The organism is Planosporangium flavigriseum (assembly GCF_011947225.1).
GTDB classification, from domain to species: domain Bacteria; phylum Actinomycetota; class Actinomycetes; order Mycobacteriales; family Micromonosporaceae; genus Planosporangium; species Planosporangium flavigriseum.
The window spans coordinates 121,948-143,047 of sequence record NZ_JAATVW010000001.1 but is presented as its reverse complement, the minus strand read 5'-3'; the positions used below and the strand labels follow the sequence as shown (position 1 = coordinate 143,047).

14 protein-coding genes are annotated in these 21,100 nt (G+C 69.9%); 8 read left to right on the top strand and 6 right to left on the bottom strand.

Translation table 11 applies throughout. The annotated features are described in order from the left end of the window. From HC028_RS00595 to HC028_RS00565, 7 genes are all read left to right on the top strand, one after another. Positions 1–4,626, top strand: a complete 4,626-nt coding sequence (locus tag HC028_RS00595; RefSeq protein WP_168072166.1) for a type I polyketide synthase — start codon at positions 1–3, stop codon at positions 4,624–4,626. A gap of 87 nt (positions 4,627–4,713) precedes the next feature. After that, on the top strand, positions 4,714–5,022 hold the full coding sequence (locus HC028_RS00590) for an acyl carrier protein (RefSeq protein WP_168071733.1): 309 nt from the start codon (positions 4,714–4,716) through the stop codon (positions 5,020–5,022). Further along, on the top strand, positions 5,019–5,882 hold the full coding sequence (locus HC028_RS00585) for an alpha/beta fold hydrolase (RefSeq protein ID WP_168071732.1): 864 nt from the start codon (positions 5,019–5,021) through the stop codon (positions 5,880–5,882). Before HC028_RS00590 ends, HC028_RS00585 begins: the two co-directional genes overlap by 4 nt. A gap of 26 nt (positions 5,883–5,908) precedes the next feature. Continuing rightward, complete coding sequence (locus tag HC028_RS00580; RefSeq protein WP_168071731.1) at positions 5,909–6,868, top strand: sulfotransferase; 960 nt, start codon at positions 5,909–5,911, stop codon at positions 6,866–6,868. Next, positions 6,865–8,610 carry a hypothetical protein gene (locus HC028_RS00575; RefSeq protein ID WP_203981229.1) on the top strand — a complete coding sequence of 582 codons (1,746 nt, stop codon included), beginning with the start codon at positions 6,865–6,867 and terminating at the stop codon, positions 8,608–8,610. Before HC028_RS00580 ends, HC028_RS00575 begins: the two co-directional genes overlap by 4 nt. Positions 8,611–8,745: 135 nt before the next feature. Next, the gene (locus HC028_RS00570) at positions 8,746–9,735 is read left to right on the top strand and encodes a CE1 family esterase (protein ID WP_168071730.1); all 990 of its coding nucleotides are present in this window, start codon (positions 8,746–8,748) and stop codon (positions 9,733–9,735) included. 169 nt (positions 9,736–9,904) lie between these two features. Next, complete coding sequence (locus HC028_RS00565; RefSeq protein ID WP_168071729.1) at positions 9,905–10,918, top strand: metallophosphoesterase; 1,014 nt, start codon at positions 9,905–9,907, stop codon at positions 10,916–10,918. A 378-nt stretch (positions 10,919–11,296) separates the two neighbouring features. Here the strand turns inward: HC028_RS00565 and HC028_RS00555 are convergent, their stop codons facing one another. After that, on the bottom strand, positions 11,297–12,727 hold the full coding sequence (locus tag HC028_RS00555; RefSeq protein ID WP_168071728.1) for a hypothetical protein: 1,431 nt from the start codon (positions 12,725–12,727) through the stop codon (positions 11,297–11,299). Between the two features lie 203 nt (positions 12,728–12,930). On the opposite strand from HC028_RS00555, the gene HC028_RS00550 reads away from it, so the two are divergent. Further along, positions 12,931–14,787, top strand: a complete 1,857-nt coding sequence (locus HC028_RS00550; RefSeq protein ID WP_239075382.1) for a hypothetical protein — start codon at positions 12,931–12,933, stop codon at positions 14,785–14,787. Positions 14,788–14,813: 26 nt separating this feature from the next. On the opposite strand, the gene HC028_RS00545 is transcribed toward HC028_RS00550, so the two are convergent. The 5 genes from HC028_RS00545 to HC028_RS00525 form a co-directional block, all read right to left on the bottom strand. Beyond that, on the bottom strand, positions 14,814–16,490 hold the full coding sequence (locus HC028_RS00545; RefSeq protein WP_168071727.1) for a serine/threonine-protein kinase: 1,677 nt from the start codon (positions 16,488–16,490) through the stop codon (positions 14,814–14,816). Between the two features lie 139 nt (positions 16,491–16,629). Further along, on the bottom strand, positions 16,630–17,556 hold the full coding sequence (locus HC028_RS00540) for a hypothetical protein (protein ID WP_168071726.1): 927 nt from the start codon (positions 17,554–17,556) through the stop codon (positions 16,630–16,632). Positions 17,557–17,621: 65 nt separating this feature from the next. Then, the gene (locus HC028_RS00535; RefSeq protein WP_168071725.1) at positions 17,622–18,521 is read right to left on the bottom strand and encodes a Gfo/Idh/MocA family protein; all 900 of its coding nucleotides are present in this window, start codon (positions 18,519–18,521) and stop codon (positions 17,622–17,624) included. 42 nt (positions 18,522–18,563) lie between these two features. After that, positions 18,564–19,844 carry an ROK family protein gene (locus tag HC028_RS00530; protein WP_168071724.1) on the bottom strand — a complete coding sequence of 427 codons (1,281 nt, stop codon included), beginning with the start codon at positions 19,842–19,844 and terminating at the stop codon, positions 18,564–18,566. Between the two features lie 99 nt (positions 19,845–19,943). Beyond that, positions 19,944–21,062: a substrate-binding domain-containing protein gene (locus tag HC028_RS00525; RefSeq protein ID WP_168071723.1), complete on the bottom strand. Its 1,119-nt coding sequence runs from the start codon at positions 21,060–21,062 to the stop codon at positions 19,944–19,946. Positions 21,063–21,100: the final 38 nt, after the last annotated feature.

Sequence of the window (21,100 nt, the reverse complement as noted above, 5' to 3'; positions counted from 1 at the left end):
ATGACTGAGATCGCCATTGTCGGGATGGCGGCGCTGATGCCCGGCGCCGGCAACCTCGAACGCTACTGGCGGAACCTGGTGGACGGGGTCGACGCGATCACCGATGTTCCGGAACACCGCTGGGACGCCGAGTTCTACGACCCGAGGCTGGCGCACCGCCCGGACCGGGTGTACTGCCGGCGCGGTGGCTTCGTCGACGAGCTGGCCACCTTCGAGCCGTTGAAGTTCGGCATCATGCCGGCATCGGTCGGCGACATCGAGCCGGACCAGCTCATCACGCTCGAAGTGGCCGCGGCGGCGATCGACGATGCGGGCGGGCGGGACCGGCTGCCGGATGCGGACCGGGTAGGTGTGATCCTCGGCCGTGGCGGCACCCTCAGCCCGGCCCAGGCCCGGTACGCCGAGCGGGTGCGCCTGCCCAGCCAGGTCGTGCAGATCCTGCGGGACCTCGTTCCGGAGCTCGACCCGGCCAAGTTGGACCTGCTGCGGGAGAAGTTCGACGAGGTGCTCGGCCCGTACCAGCCGGAGGGCGCCATCGGCCTGGTGCCGAATCTCGCCGCCTCCCGGGTGGCCAATCGGTTCAACCTGCGCGGTCCCGCGTACACCCTGGACGCCGCGTGCGCCTCGTCGTTGATCGCGGTCGACCAGGCCATCACCGAACTCAGCGCTGGTCGCCTCGACGCGGTACTGGCCGGTGGCGTGCACCACGTGCACGACATCAGCTTCTGGTCGGTGTTCAGCCAGCTGCGTGCGCTGTCCCGGCAGGGGCGGATCCGCCCGTTCGACGCGGCGGCCGACGGTCTGCTGATCGGTGAGGGTACCGGCATCGTGGTGCTCAAGCGGCTGTCCGACGCGGAACGCGACGGCGACCGAATCTACGCGACTGTCCGGGGCATCGGAACGTCCAGCGACGGCAGGTCGGCGAGCATGTTCAACCCGGCGACAGCCGGGCAGGTGCTCGCCATCCGGCGGGCCTGGGCGGCAGCGGGGCTGGACCCGACCGCACCGGACGCGGTCGGCCTTCTCGAGGCACACGGAACGGCAACGCCGACCGGCGATGCCGCCGAGCTGACCACAGTGGCTGAGGTCTTCGGTTCGCACCACGGCGGGGAACGACCGGTGATCGGCTCGGTGAAGTCCATGATCGGGCACACCATGCCGGCGGCCGGGATCGCCGGGCTGATCAAGGCGACTCTGGCGGTCTACCGTGGCGTCCTGCTACCGACCCTGCATTGCGACAACCCTCGCGCGGAGCTGGCACGGACCAGGTTTCGTACCATCCGGACCGCACAACCGTGGGAGGGCGATGGCCCGCGGCGGGCTGCGGTCAACGCGTTCGGGTTCGGCGGGATCAACGCGCACGTGATCATCGAGCAGCACGGCGTGGCGAACGCCGGCTCGACCGGGATGCCGGCGGCGAGGCCGGCGCCGGTAACCGTGACCGAGCCGGAGCAGGTGCTGTGGCTGTCCGCAGCCGATCCGGTCGCGCTCGGCCGGCTGCTCGATCGCGACGACGAGGCGGTGCGGGCGACAGGCGCCGCCCGGGCAGCGGGCCCCGCGGCGAGCGCCGACGACGGTAGGTGCCGGCTGGGTCTGCTCGATCCGACCGCCGAGCGGCTGGCCAGCAGCCGTCGGACGGTGGCCCGCGGCGTGGCGTGGCGTGGCGGCCGGGACCTGTGGTTCAGCCCCGATCCGCTGCTAAGCGGTGCCTCACCCGGCAGCGTGGCATTCGTCTTTCCCGGCCTGGAGGCGGAGTTCGCACCGCAGACCGCGGACGTCGCCGAGCATTTCGGTCTCCCGGTACGGCAGTGGTCGGCCAGTGACCTCGGCCAGCACGGCACCGGCGTGGTCGAGGTGGGCCGGCTGCTCACCGAGGTACTGGGCCGGATGGCCGTGCTCCCGGACGCGGTCGCCGGGTACAGCATCGGGGAGTGGAGCGCCGCGGTGGCAACGGGTCAGATCAGCACCGCAGCGGCGGACGAGTTCCTGGCGCTGTTCGACGCCGACTCCGTCGAGCTTTCCGGCTATCGTTTCGCCGCGGTCGCGGCCGGGGCGGCGCAGGTCTCGGCGTTGCTCGACGGATACCCCCGGGTGGTGCTCTCGCACGACAACACCCCGACGCAGTGCATCGTCAACGGCCCGGCAGCGGATGTGCGGCGACTGATCGAGGCGCTGCGCCGGCAGCACATCCTCTGCCAATTGCTGCCCTTCCGGACTGCCTTCCATACCCCCGCCTGCGCCGATGGCCTGCGAGCCATCGGCACGGCGCTACGCCACTGGGAGGTCCATCCACCGGCGGTGCCGGTGTGGTCCAGCACGCTGGGTGCACCGTTCCCCGTCGATGCGGAGAAAGTCAACGAGCTCTTCATCCGACACATGGTGGAGCCGGTCCGGTTCCGGCAGCTCATCGACGCCATGTACGAGGCCGGGTTCCGGGTCTTCCTGCAGATGGGCCCCGGGCAGCTCGCCTCGGTGATCGACGACAACCTGCGCGGACGGGACCATCTCGCGATGCCGGTAAACGTCGCCAGGCGTGGCGGACTGGACCAACTGCGCCGGGTGGCCACCGCGCTGTGGGTCGAGGGCGGAACGCCAAACCTTCGTGTCCTGGACCCGCCCGCCGCCGCGGTCACCAGTCGGGCCAAGCCGCCAACCCGGCGCAGCCCGGCTGTTCAACTGGACCTGGGCGGGCCCCTGATCCGGATGGGCGAGGCCGCGGCCAACCTCCTTGAGGTCTATCCAAAGGGAACCGCCTCGAAGGGAACCGGCCCGTCGCCGGCTCGGCCGCGCGACACGGTTCCCGTGTCGGCCGTGGACAACGCCCACGCCGCAGGGCCGTCAGCCCCTCCTGAGGAGACGGCGGCCGCGCTCGCCACCCTGCAGGAGTTCGCCGGCCGGTCGAGCGCGGCTGCCGAACTCGTGGCGCTGCTGCGGGAGACGGCGCACAGCGCGGCCAGCGTCCTGCACGCCGGCTCCGCGCCGCCGAACGGTGGTCCGGTGGTCCCGACGCCAGGCCCGCGCCGGGTGCCGCAGAGCCCACCACCGGCCCCGCTCGATCCGGCCACGGATCGGCCGTACCGGACGGTCCTACGGGTCTCGGTGGAGACGATGCCGTACCTGTTGGACCACTGCTTCTTCATGCAGCCCGACGACTGGCCGCAGGCCGAGGACCGGTGGCCGGTGGTGCCGGCGACCACGGTCGTACAGCACATGATGGACGCCGCCGAGCAGGCGGCACCGGGGATGCGCGCGGTCGCCGTGCGCGATGCCCGGTTCGACCGGTGGATCATCGCGGCACCAGCCCAGGAGGTGGAGATCCTGGTAAGAGCGGACGGACCGAACCGGGTGTCGGTGACCTTCGGCGGCTTCGCTCGAGCAACCGTCGAGCTGGCCCGGGACTACCCGACGGACCGGCCCGAACCATGGCGGTACCGTCGCTCCGACGAACGGGCACCCACGATCGGCGCGGCGGAGATGTACGCCGAACGCCTGATGTTCCACGGCCCGCTCTTTCAGGGCGTCACCACCATTCACGCCGTGGGCGACCGGCACGTGCGCGGTGTGGTGACAACACCCGCCCCGCCGGGAGCGCTGCTCGACAACACGCTGCAACTGATCGGCAATTGGCTGATCACCACCCAGCCGTTCCGGACCGTGGCGCTGCCGGTTGCCCTGGGTACGGTGCGGTTCTTCGGGCCGCCGCCGCCGGTCGGCACGGCGTTGGAGTGCGTGGGGCGGGTCCAGTCGATCGACGACGCGCAGTTGGTCGTCGACACCCAGTTGATCGACGACGGTCGGGTCTGGGCCCAGATCGAGGGTGCGGTCGATCGCAGGTTCGACAGCCACCGGACGGCGCGCCCCGCCGAGCGCTTCCCGGAGCGGAATCCCATGTCGCAACGCCAGCCGGGCGGCTGGACGATGGTCTTCGACTGCTGGACCGACCTGGTGACCCAGGGCATGGCGGCCCGGGGCCTCCTCGGCGCTCGAGCGTACGCCGACTACGAGCGGCAACCAGCGAAACAGCGCAAGTCGTGGCTGCTGGGCCGGATCGCCGCGAAGGACGCGGTGCGATTCCAGCTCTGGGAGGACGGCCACACCACCATCTATCCGATCGAGCTGACCATCACGAACGACCCGAACGGTCGCCCACGCGCGCAGGCGCGGCCGGGAACCGGCTGGCGGGAGTGCGACGTCTCGCTGGCGCACTGCGCCGAGATCGCCGTGGCGATCGCCGCGCCGCGCCCGCGGAACGCCGGCCAGGACTCGCCTGGCGTGGGCATTGACGTCATCGAACTGACCTCCAGGCCCGACAGCACCGTCTCGTACGTGCTGACCGCCGTGGAAGAGCGGCTGCTGGGCGGACTTGACGGCATCGACGGGGGCCGACGCCTCTGGTTCCACCGGTTCTGGGCGGCGAAGGAGGCCGTCGGCAAGGCCGAAGGGACCGGGCTCGACGGACGGCCCCAGCGGATCACCATTCAGGCGGCCACCAACGACGGACTGACCGTCCGGGTCGCCGGCCGACGCTACCAGGTCAGCTTCGCCGAGGCGGAGAACCCGCCCGACCTGCCGCCCAGGCGGTACATCGTGGCTTGGACCTGGGGGCCGGAGCCGTCCACGCGCTGATCCATCGTGTCCGATCCGATTGCCGCGCAGCTTTCACCCTGTCGCCATCGCTAGCTAGACCAAACATTCCTGACAAGGAGCCTTGCCATGCCCGCGGACCAGCGCCGTGTCCTCGCCGAACTCACCGAGATGCTCCACGCGATCCTCGGTGAGTTCGGGACGGACGTCGAGATCACCCTCGACACCACCTTCCGTGACGATCTTGGTATGGAAAGCCTGGACGTCGTCTCGCTCGCCGGTCGCCTCCAGGCCAGGTACGGCAGCGCTGTGAACCTCGCCCAGTTCGCCGCCGCGTTCGACCTCGACTCCATCCGGGAACTGCGGGTCGGCAAGCTGGTGGAGTACATCAGCCGGTCGCTTGACGAGCAGGCGCCGATGGAAGCACTCTCGTCGTGACGATCGTGCAGGTCAACGGGGTTAAGCTGCACGTTCAGGAGCTCGCCCCCGGCGGCCCGCTGCGGTCGCAGCCACCACAAACCGCGGTCCTGATCCACGGCATGGCTGGCGACGACATGGCCAGCTGGTACTTCACGCTGGCCCAGCCGCTGGCCGACGCTGGCATGCGGGTGCTCCTGTACGACCTGCGCGGCCACGGCCGTAGCGAGCGCCCGGCGCAGGGTTACCGGTTGGCCGATTTCGTGGCGGACCTGGCCGCGCTGCTCGCGGCGCGTGAGATCACCGGCAAGGTCTGCCTGTTCGGCAACTCGTTCGGCGGAACGGTTGCGTTTGGCTTCGCGGCCCGTTTTCCGGACCGGGTCCGGGCCATCGTCGCGGTCGAGTCCGCGCCGCCGATCCCCGTGTGGTTCGCCCGGATCGGCCAGCGACTGGACCGGGTAACGGCATCGATGGCCGCCGCATCGCCGGCGCGTGGTGGTGGAGCGAGCCGCGCGCAAGCGGAAGCTGCGGCGGGGACCGGTGCCAGATCGGACGATCCGGACGAGCGCCTGATCCGGCGGGCCCGGCGGACCCGGGAGCTGCTCGCCGACACCATGATCGCCCGGGAACTCCCCGCCAGTGCGCTGCCCGACCCCGAGCGGATCGCCGCGGTCGCCTGCCCGGTGCTCTGCCTCTACGGCGGCGACTCGGCGCTGCGCGACCTGGCCGCCGAGACCGCTCGCCTGCTGCCCCAGGCGCACCTCGCTGTGCTGCCGGGGCAGCGCCACTCACTGCTGATCGACCGGCCGGACCTGGTCCGCGGTCACGTCCTGCCCTGGCTCGCCGAGCTGGGCATCGCGGGCTCCAGTCAGACCCCGTGATCATCCATCACCGAGGAGGTAGCGTCGTGGACGTACCGACAACACAAAGATCGATAATCATCAGTAACGGGCGCTGCGGCTCCACACTGCTCTCCGACCTCATCGCCGAGGAGCCGGACACATTATCCGTACAGGAGTTCTTCACCGCGGTTCCGTGGACCCCGGCCACGGAGCGGATGGACGGCCGGGCGTACTGGGCGATCCTGAGCAGCCCCAGGCCAGAGATTGCGACCCTGTGCCGCCTCGGCCTGCCGCCGAAGGAGCTGCGCTATCCGGCCTCCGGCCGCTGGGCCGACCGGCTCGAACACCTTCCCCGCATTCTCGCGATCACCCTCTCCAAACTGACCGACGACCCGGATTCACTCTTCGACGCGCTCGGCGCACGGGTCAACGGCTTCGAGGAGCAGACGCTCGCCGAGCATCACCAGATGTTCCTGGACGTGCTGACCGAATTGACCGGTCGGCGGCGCTGGGTGGAGCGCTCCGGCGGATCCAGCCACTTCGCGCAATACCTGTTGAGAGCCGTGCCGACCGCACGGGTGGTGCACCTGACCCGAAACTGGCAGGAGACCGCCGTCTCGATGAGCCGGCACCCGTCGTACCAGCTCACCGAGCTGCGGATCGAGGCGCTCAGCCGGTTCGGCCTCGACCCGTTCGAGATCGAGGCCGACCAGAAGGTGCCCGCGGAGATGGAGCAGTTCCTGCCGCAGCACCTCACCGTCGACCTGCTGCGCGAACGGGGCGCCGATCCCCGCCGTTACCTCGGGATGTGCGCGTTCATGAGTAGCCAGGCCGAACAGGCGTTGGCCGATTCGCCGCCGCAGCACCTGCTGACCATGCGGTACGAGGATCTGGTGCCCGATCCGGTGGGGGAGCTGAGCCGGCTGGGCCGCTTCCTGCAGTTCGCCGATCCGGACGGCTGGGCGCTCAAGGGTGCCGGACGGGTCGTGCGGCCGGCTGGCGAGGCCTCGGCGGTGGCGGCATGAGACAGTTACCGTTCCGCCGGTTTACCTCATTCGGCCTGGTTGCTGTCATGTTCGGCTCGGTGCTCGGTCTTTCAACCGGTGCCCTGGCTGGCGACTACGGGAATGATGGTTCGCCCTACCGGGTACGGCTGTTAGCGAAGGCCAAACCGGACGAGTGCTTCGCCGGGATCGGGGTGTCGTACCCGCCCGGGCCGCCGTGCGCTACTGGCCAAGCAAAGGTCAACCAGGCGTACGTATGGGGTCTTGCCCGGGTGGGCAGGCAGGTGTGGTTCGGTACCGGGACGAACATTAACTGCCTGACCAGCGGCACCAACCTGAGTCGGATCGAGCCGTATGTCAACGGCGACTTCGTCTGCGAGTACGGCCAGAGCCAAGTCGTCAAGCAGAACCCTGGCCTGCCGCCGTCGGTCGGTGACTACCGGCCGCCGCAGGTGTGGCTCTACGACTCGGGAAACGGGCAGCTGACCGAGAAGACCGCGGAAATCCGCGACCGGTCCGCCGACGACGCCAAACGCCTCCGGACCACGCTGGGTCTGCGGGCCGGCGGTTCGCACAACGGCATCGTCCTGTTCGGCGGCCCGGCCCTCAACCAGACGGTGAACCTGTTCGCGTTCGACAGCAAGACCAAGCGTTACCTCGGTTCGACCACCCTTTCGGAGTACGGCAACATCCGGCACATGGTGGTGGCGGACAACGCGCTCTACCTCGGGGTCGGGATCGGCCGCAACGGCAGCGCCGGCGGCGCGGTCCTGCGCTGGACCGGCACCGTCGAAAACCCGTTCAGCTTCGTCCCGGTGGCACAACTGCCGGCGCAGGCAGCCGACCTGACTGAGCACGACGGGCGGATCTTCATCAGCACGTGGCCGGCCGGGTCCGCGACCACGACCGCGACGATGGCGGGCATCTGGATGAGCCCCAAGCTGTCCGACGGGGCGCCCGGGTTGAACAGCGAGGACGCAACCCGGTGGACTCAGGTCTGGAACGCCACCATGTACGAACCTGATCGGGTGGTCGCGGCGACCTATGCGATGGGCGGCCTCGCTTCCTACGGCGGCTACCTGTACTGGGGCACACTGCACGTGCCGACGAAGGCGACCAGCGTCCATACCGAGGTGTATCCCCCGGGGGACGAGGCGGCCACCAAGGCGGCGGTGCGGAACACCCAGCGGGCGAGCGCTGTCTTCCGTGGCAGGGACTTCGGCGACTCACGTCAGAAGGTCGACCTACTCTACGGCCTTCCTGACCTGCCGGCGTTCGACCCGACGGCCAGCGCGGGGGCCGGCGCCTGGAGTCTCAAATCGACCGGCTACAAGCCGCTGTACGGCAGGTCCGGCTTCGACAACCCGTTCAACACCTACACCTGGGCCATGGCGGTGGCCGGCGGGAAGCTCTACGTCGGCACGATGGACTGGAGCTATCTGCTCACGAGCATGGCCGGCATTGGTGGGCAAGGATCCAACGCCACTGTGACCCGCGAGATGTACAACCCGGCGAACATCTCAGCGGTCGATCGCTCGGGCTTCGGCGGGGACCTCTGGGTGTTCGAGGGCGCCAACCATCCCGCCAAGCCGGTGAGCACCAGCGGTCTCGGCAACTATCTCAACTACGGTGTTCGCAACATCGTGACCGACGGCAACGATCTCTTCGTCGGCATGGCGAATCCGATGAATCTGCGGACCGACCCGAACGACGGCGTCCCCGAGGGCGGGTGGGAGCTCATCTCCGTGAGCCCGCGACGCTAGGGCTCGGCTCCTTGGCGACCGGTTGAGTGATGGTGATGAGCCGGTGGTATGCCGGGCTGCCCGACGTGCCACCGGCTCCCCTCAATCCGGATACGACTCTTACCTCGTTCGAACACCGACGCGAATGGTGGGGATATGAGTCTTGGACATCGAACTGCGGCGCGCGGGGCGGCGTCGCTGTTATCGACGCTGATGATCGCCACCGCACTGGCCGGGTGCGAAGACCGGCGCGAGGACTACGGACCGGAAAAGACGCCGACGGCCACGGCCAGACCCACGGGCACGTCGAAGCACACCCTCATGGTCGACGGGAAGGAACGTAGCTACCTGTTGCGTCGCCCGGCCGGGCTGCCGTCGCGACCGGCGCCGCTGGTGGTGATGTTGCACGGCGCGGTCGGTACCGGCGAACAGGCCGAGTCGTCCTACGGGTGGGACGGCCAGGCCGACCGCGGGGGTTTCCTGGTGGCCTATCCGGACGGGATCGGCCGGGCCTGGGCGGTCAGCCGCGACTGCTGCGGCGCGCCGGCTCGGGACGGGATCGACGACGTCAAGTTCATTGAACAGCTGGTGTCCGCCATCGCCAAAGCGACGCCGGTCGACCGGTCGCGGGTGTACGCCGCTGGCATCTCCAACGGCGGGATGCTCGCCTACCGGTTGGCCTGCGACGCGTCGACCTTTGCCGCAATCGGCGTGGTCTCCGCGACGCTCGTGGGTGACTGCCCGAATCCCAGACCGACTTCCGTGATCCACATCCACGGTACGGTTGACAAGACAATTCCGTACGACGGTGGCCCTGGCAAACGGGACAACGACGGAACTGGCCCAGTGCCAGCGAAGATCGATGGACCGCCGGTGTCGGAACTGCTTGCTCGCTGGCGCCGGACTGACGACTGCGCGCCGCCGACGGTCACCGTCAAGGATCCGGTCACCACGTCGCTGGCCGCCTGCCCCGACGGCCGGGCCGTCGAACTCGTCGCCATCGCCGGCGCCGGGCACCAGTGGCCTGGTGCGCCCGGCCCGAAACCGGTGGCCCAGCGCCTACTCGGGCTGGACCAGCCGTCCACCGCACTGAACGCCACGGCGACGATCTGGCAGTTCTTCGCCGCCCACCCCCGGCAGGGGTAGGCGGGCACCGATGTCGAAGTGGCCGGTTGAGGGCGGTCAGTGTTTACCTGCATGTCGGTCACCGGCAACGTGCAGGGATCAGAGCCGACAGGAACGCGGACTTGGATTGCTGCGAGATCAACTTCGCTGCGCCTGGCAGCCCACCGACACCTCGTAACTAGGAGATCGCATGAAGCGGCGACATCTCGCTGCGCTGGCCTCGACAGCTGTGGCCGCGGCTCTGTCCGTTTCCGCCCTCACCGTTCCGGCATCGGCGTCGGATGACCACAGCTACACCTTCGCGGTCATCGGCGACATTCCCTACGGCTCGGCCTCGATCGCCAACTTCCCGAAGGCCGTCGCGCAGATCAATGCCGACCCGTCCGTAGAGATGGTCACCCACCTCGGCGACATCAAGGACGGGTCGAGCGTCTGCAGTGACACCTACTTCCAGCAGGTCAAGAGCAACTTCGATCAGTTCCAGGACCCGCTGGTGTACACGGTGGGTGACAACGAGTGGACCGACTGCCACCGTCCCAACAATGGGCCGTACAACCCACTGGAGCGGTTGGCCAAGGTCCGGCAGGTGTTCTTCCCGCAGCCCGGCCGCACCCTGGGTCAGCACAGCGTGCCCGTGCAGTCGCAGGCCGAGCTCGGCATTCCGGAGAACGTCCGCTGGCAGCGGGCCGGTGTGGGCTTCGCCGCCGCTCACGTCGTCGGCAGCGACAACAGCCTCGGGCCGTGGACCGGAAAGACCGCGCCGACCCCGGAGCAGACGGCTGAGGTGCTCAACCGTACGTCGGCGACCATCCAGGAGATCCACGACACGTTCGCCGACGCGCGCCGCCAGCACCAGCGGGCCGTGGTGCTGATGCTGCAGGCCGACATGTTCGACCCGACGTACAACGCGACGTTCGCTGACGTCTACGGCTTCCAGCCGATCGTGGCGGCCATCGCCCGGGAATCGGCGGCGTACCGGGGGCAGGTCTACCTGTTCAACGGCGACAGCCACGTCTACAACACGGACAACCCCCTCGGCGCAGGATCGAAGTGGTTGGACTTCTACGGCATCAGCAAGCCGGTGTCGAACCTGACGCGCATCACCGTGGACGGCTCCGGCAACGCCAAGGATTACCTGCGGGTGACGGTCAACGGTCGCGGCTCCCAGGTACTGAGCTGGACCAAGGTCCCGTTCACGTTCTAACGGCCGAAGCGGCTCCCGCCCGGAACGGGGGGAGCCGCTTCGTTTCACCGGGCGGGGGTGGTGCCGGGAAACGCAGGGGAAACCTGCGGCTGAACTCGCTCGTGATGCCCGTCGCCGGCACCGGACCGGTGCCGGTGACAACCGCAGGACGCGTCAGCGTGGCTCGTAGGCTTTGGGCAGTCGCATGCCGCGGTCGGCCATGATCTGCCGTACGCGGTTCGGGTAGTTGGTGATGATGCCGTCGATGCCCGTGTCCGTGAGGGCCTCGACGGTGGCGGGGTGTGGCGATGGCGTGACGGGGCTATGAACGTTGAGGGTCTGTGGACAGCTTCTCCTTCGAGGCCCGTGCCGTGATGAGGGGGCCCGGCACTGCTACCGTCAGCGACGCCAGAGCACGGCCGACGGTGTGCCGGCGTCCAGGACGACCTCGCCGCTCCAGGTGAGGAAGGACGGCTGGGGGCGGTAGTCCTCGCCGAGAAAGAAGCCGCGCCTGATCGCCGTGACGTGGATCGGCGCTCCGCTGTCCGTGTTCACTACGACGCGGTGGACGCTCACCTCGGCGATGTCCGCGACCGTCGTGCCGGCCGGCAACTCGACGGTCGTGGCCGCCGGGTCGTCACGCTGCAGCGACCAGGTCGGCTCGGTGTGGTTGGACAGGTAGACGGTCTCGCTGCCCACGAGGCGCACGCCGAGCGAGACACCGACCCATGCGGACCCCGAGTTGGCGCCCAGGGTGGTCTTCTTGACCACCGCGTACAGGTAGTTGCGCTGGTCGCTCACTGCGGGCGTGAACGCCGTCGTCGGTGAGGGGACCTCTATCTTGCGCTCGCGAAGCATTTCCTTGGCCATGATCTGGTACGTCCACGGGTTGCTGTCCATCAGGTGCTCGCGCGCCTGGTCGGCCGGCCGGGTCGGCAGCGCCGACAGGAAGAACCGCATCGGGCCGTCCACCGCGTCGCACATGTTGTTGTTGGCGGTGCACGTCTGCAGCAGCGGGTGGTCGTCCTCGTAGCGGCCGGCGAAGTGCAGAACCTGGTGGTTCGGAGCCTGGAAGATGTCGCTGCCGGCGACCCGGTCGCCGCGCTCGTCCAGTTCGACCGAGTAGACCCACTCGATGTCTGTGGTGCGGCCCCATCGGGCCATCAGCGCCGGCGTGTTCGTACCGCCGTCCTCGTTGCTCCACACCACCGAGTAGGTGACGATCACGTGGCCGGTGGTCGGGGTCGGTACGGTCTCGTGCCAGGCGAGCAGCGGCGTATCGGTCGTGGCGTTCTGGTACGGGCCGCCCAGTGCGGCGATGGTGCGCCCGTACACCACCGGCGCGTGCCGTAGCACCCGGTACTCGGGGTCGTCCGGTGAGTACGTCGATACCGACATCCTGTCGACGACTACGGATACGTTTGTCGCCGGGGACCGCTCGTGGGCGAAGCCGAGACTGAGCAGGTGCACCCCGGCCCGGAGACCTCCCAGCGCGAACTGCCGGTCGAGCGGGGTCGCGCCCGCGACGACGAGGTCTGTGACGTACCGCCCGTCGACCGAGACTGACACGACGGCGGACTCCGCGCCCGGCAGGGCCCAGTCCGTACCCGGCGCCGCCACCCGCAGGTCGACGATGGCCTCGCCGGACCGGCGCACGGTGACCGGTACTGATACGTCCGGGTGGTGCGGGCGGATGACCAGATTCCGGACGGGGCCGGTGCCCGCGCTCGCCGCGGCGGGATCGGCCACCATTGCCATGCCTGCCGTGGTGGCAGTGGCCAGCGCGGTCCCGAGCGCCAGCGGCCCGGTCAACAGATGAACGACTCGCATGAGGCTGCTCCCGCCGGCTCACCGTCCGATAGTGCCGTTGCCCGGTCGGAGTGTTCTCCAACGAGCGCGTAAGCCTCCAATTGAATGAAGAATGGCGATGTGATTGCGATCTACGTTAGCGACCTCGCCCTTCGGGCATAGGGGAGCCGCCCCTGCCGGTGTACGGCCCAAACCGGCTGACTCACGAAGCGAGGGACCCGGACATGTCGGACGCGGTGACGCAGGCGGCGGACCGGAGCGGACCGTCCCGGTCCGCCGGCGCCGTGCTCGGGGTGCCGGCGGAGGTCACTGCCGAGAAGGTGGCGAGCGGGGAGACCGCCGGCCGCGTTCGCCGGTCGCCCGGCCGGGCGCTGCGCCACGAGGCGACGCTGGCGTCTGCCGCCGGGCTGCTGCTCGCGGTCGCGATGATCTGGCTGGTCCCGCCGTTCGCGATCTGGATCATGTCCGCCGGCGAGACCCGGCCGGCCATCCCGGACCCGGTGCACACCATCACCGGTGACATCAGCGACCCTACCGCCCAGGCATGGATCCTCGCCTGGAACGGCCACGCCGTCCTGCACGACATCGGCCACCTCTGGCGCACCAACGCCTTCTACCCGGAGAAGTACCCGCTCGCGTTCAGTGACTCCCTACTCGGGTACGCGCCCGCCGGCATGATCGGCTCCGGTATGGCCGACGCCGTCCTGCGGTACAACGTCATGCTCGTGCTGACGTTCGCGCTCGCGTCCGTCGGCGGGTACGCCCTCGCCCGCCAACTCGGCGCGAACCGTGTCGGCGCCGCCATCGCGGGCGCCGCGTTCGCCTACGCCCCCTGGCGCTACGGCCACGACGGGCACCTCAACATCCTCTCCACCGGCGGCATCGCCCTGGCCCTGGCGATGCTCGCCCGCGGCCACGGCTGGTCGCTGACCCGCGGCTACCGCCCGGAGAAGGTCCGCCCCGGTTGGGCGATCGCCGGCTGGGCGGTCGCCGCCTGGCAGGTCTCGCTCGGCTTCGGCATCGGCCTGCCGTTCGTGTACATCGTGATGCTCACCTGCCTGGCCGGCGCGGTTGGCTGGCTGGTCAGCGGCCGCCCGCCGCTGCCGCGGCGCGTCGTCCTCGCCGACCTCGGCGGGGGCCTCGCCTTCACCGGCGCCTGCGGCTATTTCGCGTACCACTACCTGCGCGTGCGGGCGCTCTACCCGGAGACGGAGCGTCCGTGGGACTACGTGGCCTGGTTCTCGCCGACGCTGCGGGGCCTGTTCACCGCTCCGCGCAGCTCGCTGTCGTGGGGCGCCTGGCACGAGAGTGCCCGGAACGCGTTCCAGGTCGCGTCGAACGAGAAGGTGTTGCTCTGCGGATACGTCCTGTACGGGCTCGCGGCGCTCGGCCTGGTCGTGTCGGCCTGGACGATCCGGCAGCGGGTGTTCCTCACCGCCGGCCTCGTCGTCGGCGTCCTGCTCGCCCTCGGCGCCAACGGCCCGCTCTACCAACTGCTCTACCACTATCTGCCCGGCTTCGACGGCAGCCGCACCCCCGGCCGCCTGATCGTCTGGCCGACCCTGCTGCTCGGCCTGCTCGCCGCCGGTGCGGTCACCGAGCTGGCCCGCCGTGTCCGCCGCGCGGCGCTGGCCGCGTACGCCCGTACGCTCGTCCTCGCCGTCACCGTGCCCCTGCTTGCGCTCGTCCTCGCCGAGGGCCTGCCGAAGATGGACCACCCGGAGGTGCCAGATGGCCCGTGGGCGGCGATGGCCGCGACACCCACGCCGATGATCGTCCTCCCGTCGGACGAGGGGATCGATCTCAACGTCATGCTCTGGTCCACCGACGGCTTCCCGGCGATGGTGAACGGCGGCAGCAGCATCACCCCGTCCGGCCACCAGGTCATCCGCGACCTCGTGAAGCGCTTCCCGAGCCCGGACAGCGTGAATCGGTTGCGCTTGCTCGGCATCCGCGGCGTCGTCGTCGACCGGAAGCGGGTTGCGGGCACGCCGTACGAGCGGCTCCTGGACGCCCCCACGGCCGGCACCGGCGTTACCCGCCGGAACGTCGGCGCGGATGTGGTATTCGCGCTCGGCTGAGCGAACCCACGGCCGCTTTGCGCTGCTCAGCCACTCTTGCTGTCGCCGTTGCCCCCGACTCGACCCTTGCCGTTGCCGTTGCCGTTGCTGTTGTCCTTGCCGTGACTGGGCTTCTGCCGCTGATTGCTGTCGCCGGCGCTACTCTGACTGCGCTGATTGTCGTTGTCGTTGCCGCGAGTGGACTTCTGATTCTGGTTGCTGCCGTTGCCCGGGGGCGTATTACCGGATCCCCCGCCGGTGCCCACCGAGACGCCGACCGGATAGACGGTGCCCTGGGGTGCGGCCGGCACGGTTACCGGGACGGCCGTGGCGCCGGTGACCGTCGCCCGACAGGGCGCACCGTTGAGCGTGAACACCGTCGGAATCGGGTTGGACGCCTGGTACCCGCCGGTCATGCGTGCCGTCGCCGTCGCGCCGGCAGCGAGGGTTCCCGCACCACCGGCGGTCACCGTCTGGCCGGACTGCGCCCATTCTGCACCGGCGCCGCCGGTCAGCCGCTGGTCTGCGGGAAAGTCGAAGCGCAGGGTCCAAGCGCCCACCGGCTGGGTGGCGCGGTTGACGATGGCGATGTCGACGTCGAACGTCCCACCCTGGTCCCTCATGGTCTGGTAGCGCACTTCGCAGCCGATCGGCGGTGGTGTCGCCACATGCTGCCGAAGCGGCAGAGCCTGCGCCGACGACTGCGGCTGCGCCCCGGCATCAGCCCAGGCGGTCAACCCGGTGATGGTCACAACGGCCGCCGCGCCCGCCGCGACCAGTCGGGGACGATGATCCCACCAGCGCCTGGCCGTGGTGGCACCAACCTGGCCGACGGACGCCGTAGTCGTGTCCGATGACGGCGCCGTATCCCAGGTCAGTGCATCGTCGAGCGGAAGGGCGACCCGGATCCCGACCGCGGCCGACAGGGTGCGGGCGACCTCTTGCGCGCTCGGGCGTTTGTCCGGCGCCTTGGCAAGGGTGCGCGCAGCCACGTCGGCTGCGGCGGCGGGTAGCCAGGCGGCCGGCGGTAGCGGCCGCGGTTCGGTGTACTGGTGGGCTTCGAGCATCTGGGTGACCGTCTCGGCCTGCCACGGCAACCCGCCGGTGAGCATGCGGAACAGCAACAGGCCGAGGGCGTACACGTCGCTGGCCGGAGTGACCGCCTTGCCGCTCAGCCGCTCCGGCGCCAGGTAGGCCGGGGTGCCGAGCACGACCGACGCGCTGTCGGCGTTCGCGCCGACCAGAGCGGCGATCCCGAAGTCGACCACCTTCACCCCGCCGGGGGTGAGCATCACGTTCGCCGGTTTGATGTCGCGGTGCACCAGGCCCTGCGCGTGCGCTGCCGCGAGGGCCGCGGCGACCTCGGCGGCGATGCGTACCGCGACCGGCCACGGCAGGGGGCCCTGCGCGAGCCGGGCGTCGAGCGTGACGCCGTTGACGAGTTCCATCACGACGAACGGCACTCGGGTACCGTCGGGTTCGACCGCTTCGCCGTAGTCGTACACGCTCGTCACGTTGGGGTGGGACAGCCTACCTGCCGCCTGCGCCTCAGCGCGGATGAGATCCCGCGAGGTCGCGTCACCGACATACTGGCCGCTGAGCATCTTCACCGCGACGTGGCGTCCGAGCACCTCGTCGTGGGCTCGCCAGACCACCGACATACCGCCCGCGCCCAAGCGGTCGATCAGACGGTACCGGTCGGTCAGCAGGCGTACGGATCCCATGGCCTTTCGATGCCCCCACTCATGGTTCTCTACACCTGATTTCGTGGGAGCCACCTGGATGAGGACGACTGATTGGCAAGCGGACGGGAGATGCCCAAGCCGCCGGGGTGAAGGGGCGCTGCCGGTCACCGGCACCGCGTCACCGGCGCGGCGTGAGCTCCCGGAAGGCGGCAAGCACCTGGGCCGCATTCCGATCGGTCATGGCCGCCAGGGCGCAGGCCCAGCCGGCCAGGAAGTAGTCCCAGCCGTCGTCGTACGGGACGCCAGCAGTCCGGGCCTGCTCGAGGAACGTCAGCGGCCCGCGGTAGTTGAAGTCCCACGCGGCCGAGGCCGGCGGGAAGGCGCCCGCGTCCGGTAGCGGTGAGCCGGGTCCGGACTTGCCGAGGCCCGTCGCGTTGACGATCAGACTCGTCGGGTCCAGGCCGGCGATCAGCGCAGCGCACTCGGCCGGATCGGCGGCCACGCGCAGCCGTACCGGCGCGTCGCCGAGCTTGGCGCGATCCAGCACCGCGCGGACGTCGGCCAGGGAATCCTCCTGCAGCCCGACGATGGTCAACTCCGGCCGGTGGTCGCGCGGGGACAACAGGTCGGTCTGGGTCGCCAGCAGCAGGGCGATCGCCGCGCCTCCGGATCCGAGGCAGACGATCGGGCGGCCGTCTGCGACGTGCTCGACCGGGCCGTTGAGGAGGACGTCGAGGGACTGGGCGTCGCGAGCGAACGCGCGTACCGGGCCGCGGGTGTCCAGCGAGTTGACTTCGTGGGTGAGCGCGACGAGGGGCTCGGTCACATCCATCAGATGGCTGGCGTGGCGGTAGATCCGGAGCTTGTGGCTGGTTATCACGGCGCCGTGTACCGACGGATTGTCCCGCATCGTGGTGACCAGCCGCTCCCACGTGGCCGGCCCCGCAGCCTCCGGAAGATCGAGGCCCTGCAGATCAGCGTCCAGCCCGATCCGCTTCGCCCAATGCGGGAACGCCTGGTGGACCCGCGAGCCAGCTGTGTCGATGCCGACGAACAGATACAGCGGACGCCCCTCGTACCTTGCGAGTCCATCCAGGTCGATCACAGTGTTTCCTTACCCGGTGCCCACATCAGCGTATGAACTGTCCAAGTTGATTGGCGAGACGACGGCTAGGCGGTGAGCCGGACCGTCCGGCCGGTCCTTGCTGCCTCCTCGGCGGCGGCCAGGACCGCGGTGACCGCTGCCCCGAACCGCACGTCGAGCTGCGGTTGCGGCCCGCCGTCCGCGGCGGCGAGCAGCTCGTCGAGCATGCGCGTGAACGCCTGGACCGGTTCCCACCGCATGGCCGGCACCGCGACGACGCCCGCCTTGCCCGCGAAGACGGCCTCCTGCCGTGCGGCGGCCGGCGGCGTGTCGACCGAGAGCGTCAACGTGCTGATCGCCTCCGACGCGTGCCGTAGCAGCAGGTGGGTCATGTCGCGTGGGCCCACCATCGCGGTCACCTCGGTCACCGGGCCGAGCACCGGGAGCACCAGTGCGAGAGCGTGCGGGCCGACGTCCCACAGGCCACCGCGCTCGCGGCGCCACGGCGACGCCCCGAACGGGTTGCCCTCCTCGTAGATCGAACCGACGTGGTGGACGCGGGCCTCGACCCAGCCACCCGTCTTCCGGGTCTGCTCGAGGAACTCCTGCAGCTGCGGCACGAAGCGCCGGGTGAAGAAGACCGCGGACGCGAGGCGGCCCTCGGCCACCGCCGCGGCGATCGCGTCGGCCTCCGCCACGGTGAGCGCGACCGGCTTGTCGAGCAGCAGGTGCTTGCGGGCGCGTGCCGCCGCCAGGGCGATCGGCGCCTGCACGTCCGGCGGCAGGGCCACGGCGATCGCATCCACGTCGGCGATCAGGCCGTCGACCGTCGGGTAGGCCCGCACGCCGTACTCACCCGCCAGCGCCTCGGCCTTGTCCGGATTGCGGCCCCAGACTCCGACGAACTCGACGCCGGGATGCGCGGCGAGAGCCGGCGCGTGGGTCATATGGGCCCAGGGGCCCGTGCCGAAAAGTCCGAACCGCACCGCCGTACCGCCTCTCCCTTGCCAGGTCTAGCAGGCCGAAAGCTAACACGGGCGCGCCGGAGCGTCGCCCGTGGTGGCTTCGAGCGGATCCTGGAGCAGTCGTTCGAAGGTCAGCTCAGCGGCTCCCATGAGCGGCGCGTCGTCACCGAAGGTTGGGGTGCGCAGCCGGACGCGTTCCCGGCACGCGGGCAGCACCATACCGTCGAGGCGGCCGTGCACCTGGGCCACATCCGCCAGGTAGAGGCTGCGGAGCGTGCCTCCGAAGAGGACGGCCTCGGGGTTGACGATGTTGACGAGGTTCGCCACGCCGAAGCCGAGCCAGTCGGCCACGTGCCGGACGGCGGTCCGGGCGGTTGGGTCCCCGCGGACGGCGGCGTCGATGACGGCCAGCACGGCGTCCCGGCCGGTCATGCCGTCGCGCCCGGTCATGCCGTCCCGGCCGGTCACGCCGTCGCGCCCGGCGTGCCGGAGCAGGGCGTGCTCGCCCACCTCGGTCTCCCAGCAACCGCGCGAGCCACACCAGCACGGCTGCCCGTTCGGGTTGACCACCATGTGGCCGACCTCGCAGCCGCGCCCGGTGATCTGTCGCCCGTCGGCGATGATGCCGCCGCCGATGCTGGCGTCGCCGTACAGGTAGATGACGTTGCGTAGGTTCATCGCCGCGCCTCGGACGTACTCCGCCAGCGCTGCCAGATCGGCCACGTCGCCCACCAGCGGAGCGCGGTCGCCGCCGAGCCGCGCCTGTAGCACGGCCCCGGTGACGCGCGGACTCGCGGCCAGTGTTCCGTCCGCCTGTCGCAGCACGCCGGCGACGGCAACGCCGGTGCCGACGCAGAGCGCGTCGTCCGGCGCATCGCCCCGCAGCCCGCGCGCCAGCTCGGCGAGCGGCTCCAGGGCGTCAGGCAGCGGCGTCCCTGGTGGGCGGGGCAGGTCACGACGATCCAGCACGATCCCGCCCAGCCCCACCCGGGCGGACCGCAGGTGGTCCACCTCGACGCTGTACGCGTACGCGAAGACCCGCTCCGAACACGGCCGGACGACCAGCGACGGTCGTCCCGCGCCGTGGTTGTGCGCGGGGACCGCCTCGGTGACGAGTCCGGCGGCGACCAGTTCGGCAGTGAGGGCGCCGATCGTGCTGCGGTTGAGGCCGAGCCGGCCGGTCAACTCGGCGCGCGAGGTGGCGCCGTGGATGTGCACGTACCGCAGCAGTGCGCCGAGGTTGCGCCGGCGTACGGCCTCGAGGCTGGCGGCGGCCCCCGTCGCGGGCCGGGCGCCGGCGGCGGGAGCCGTCCTGTCCTGCCTCTGGTCCGGGGGAGTGACCATGGATCCTTCCGATTGGCGGGACAGCTCATGACGGTCGTGGGTCCCCGGAGCACAGTCTCCGGGGACCCACGAGCGTGCCTAGCTTTGGTGTGGAGCCTGTTACTTGGTGAGCGGAGCCAGCTTCGGGTCGTTGGCGTACGACTGCGCAGCGTTCTCCTTGGTCACGATGACCGGCGGCAGCAGGTACGACGGGACGACCTTGACGCCGTTGTTGTACGACTTCTCGTCGTTGACCTCGGCCTTCTTACCGGCTTGCAGGTCCTTGACCATCTGGATGGTCTGCTTGACCAGGTTGCGGGTGTCCTTGTTGATGGTCGAGTACTGCTCGCCCGCCATGATGGACTTGACCGACTCCACCTCGGAGTCCTGGCCGGTCACGACCGGCACCGGCTTGCCAGCGCCCTTCACCGAGGTGATGATCGCGCGGGCCAGGGTGTCGTTCGGGGACAGCACGCCGTCCAGCGTCTTGGCGCCCGAGCTGTAGGTCGAGGTCATCAGCGAGTCCATCCGCTGCTGCGCGTTCTCGGCCTTCCAGCTCTGGGTGGAGACCTGCTTGACGTCGGTCTGGCCGGAGCCGACGACCACGTTGCCCTTGTCGATCTCCGGCTTGAGGACGTCCATCGCGCCGTTGAAGAACACGCCGGAGTTGTTGTCGTCCGGCGAGCCGGCGAACAGCTCGATGGTGTACGGGCCGGTCGGCTTCTTGGCCTTCATGCCCTTCAGCAGCGCCTCGCCCTGCAGCTGGCCGACCTTGAAGTTGTCGTAGGCCACGTAGTAGTCGACCGCGTTGGTGTTCTTGAGCAGCCGGTCGTACGCGATGACCGTGGCGCCGGCCTGCTTGGCGGCCTCGACCTGGGTGGCGAGCTGGGCGGCGTCGATCGCGCCAATGACGATCACCTTGGCGCCCTTGGTGACCATGGCGGAGATCTGCGACTGCTGCTCGGAGACGCCGCCGGTGGCGTACTGCACGTCGGACTTGAAGCCGGCTTCCTTGAGCCCGTTGGTGAACAGGTCGCCCGCGAGCACCCAGTTCTCCGAGGTCTTCGTGGGCAGAGAGACGCCGATCAGCGAGTCGGCCGCGAAGCCGCCCTTAGCGGCGTCCCCGCTGCCGGAGCCGCTGTCGGAGCCGCTGTCGTTGGAGTTGCGCGAGGAGCAGCCCGTCAGGGCCAGCAGGGCGATCGCGCCGGCCGCGACGCCCCGGACGACTAACTTACGCATGTACAGGTGCCCTTCTTCGAAAAGTTCCGGGGTGGATG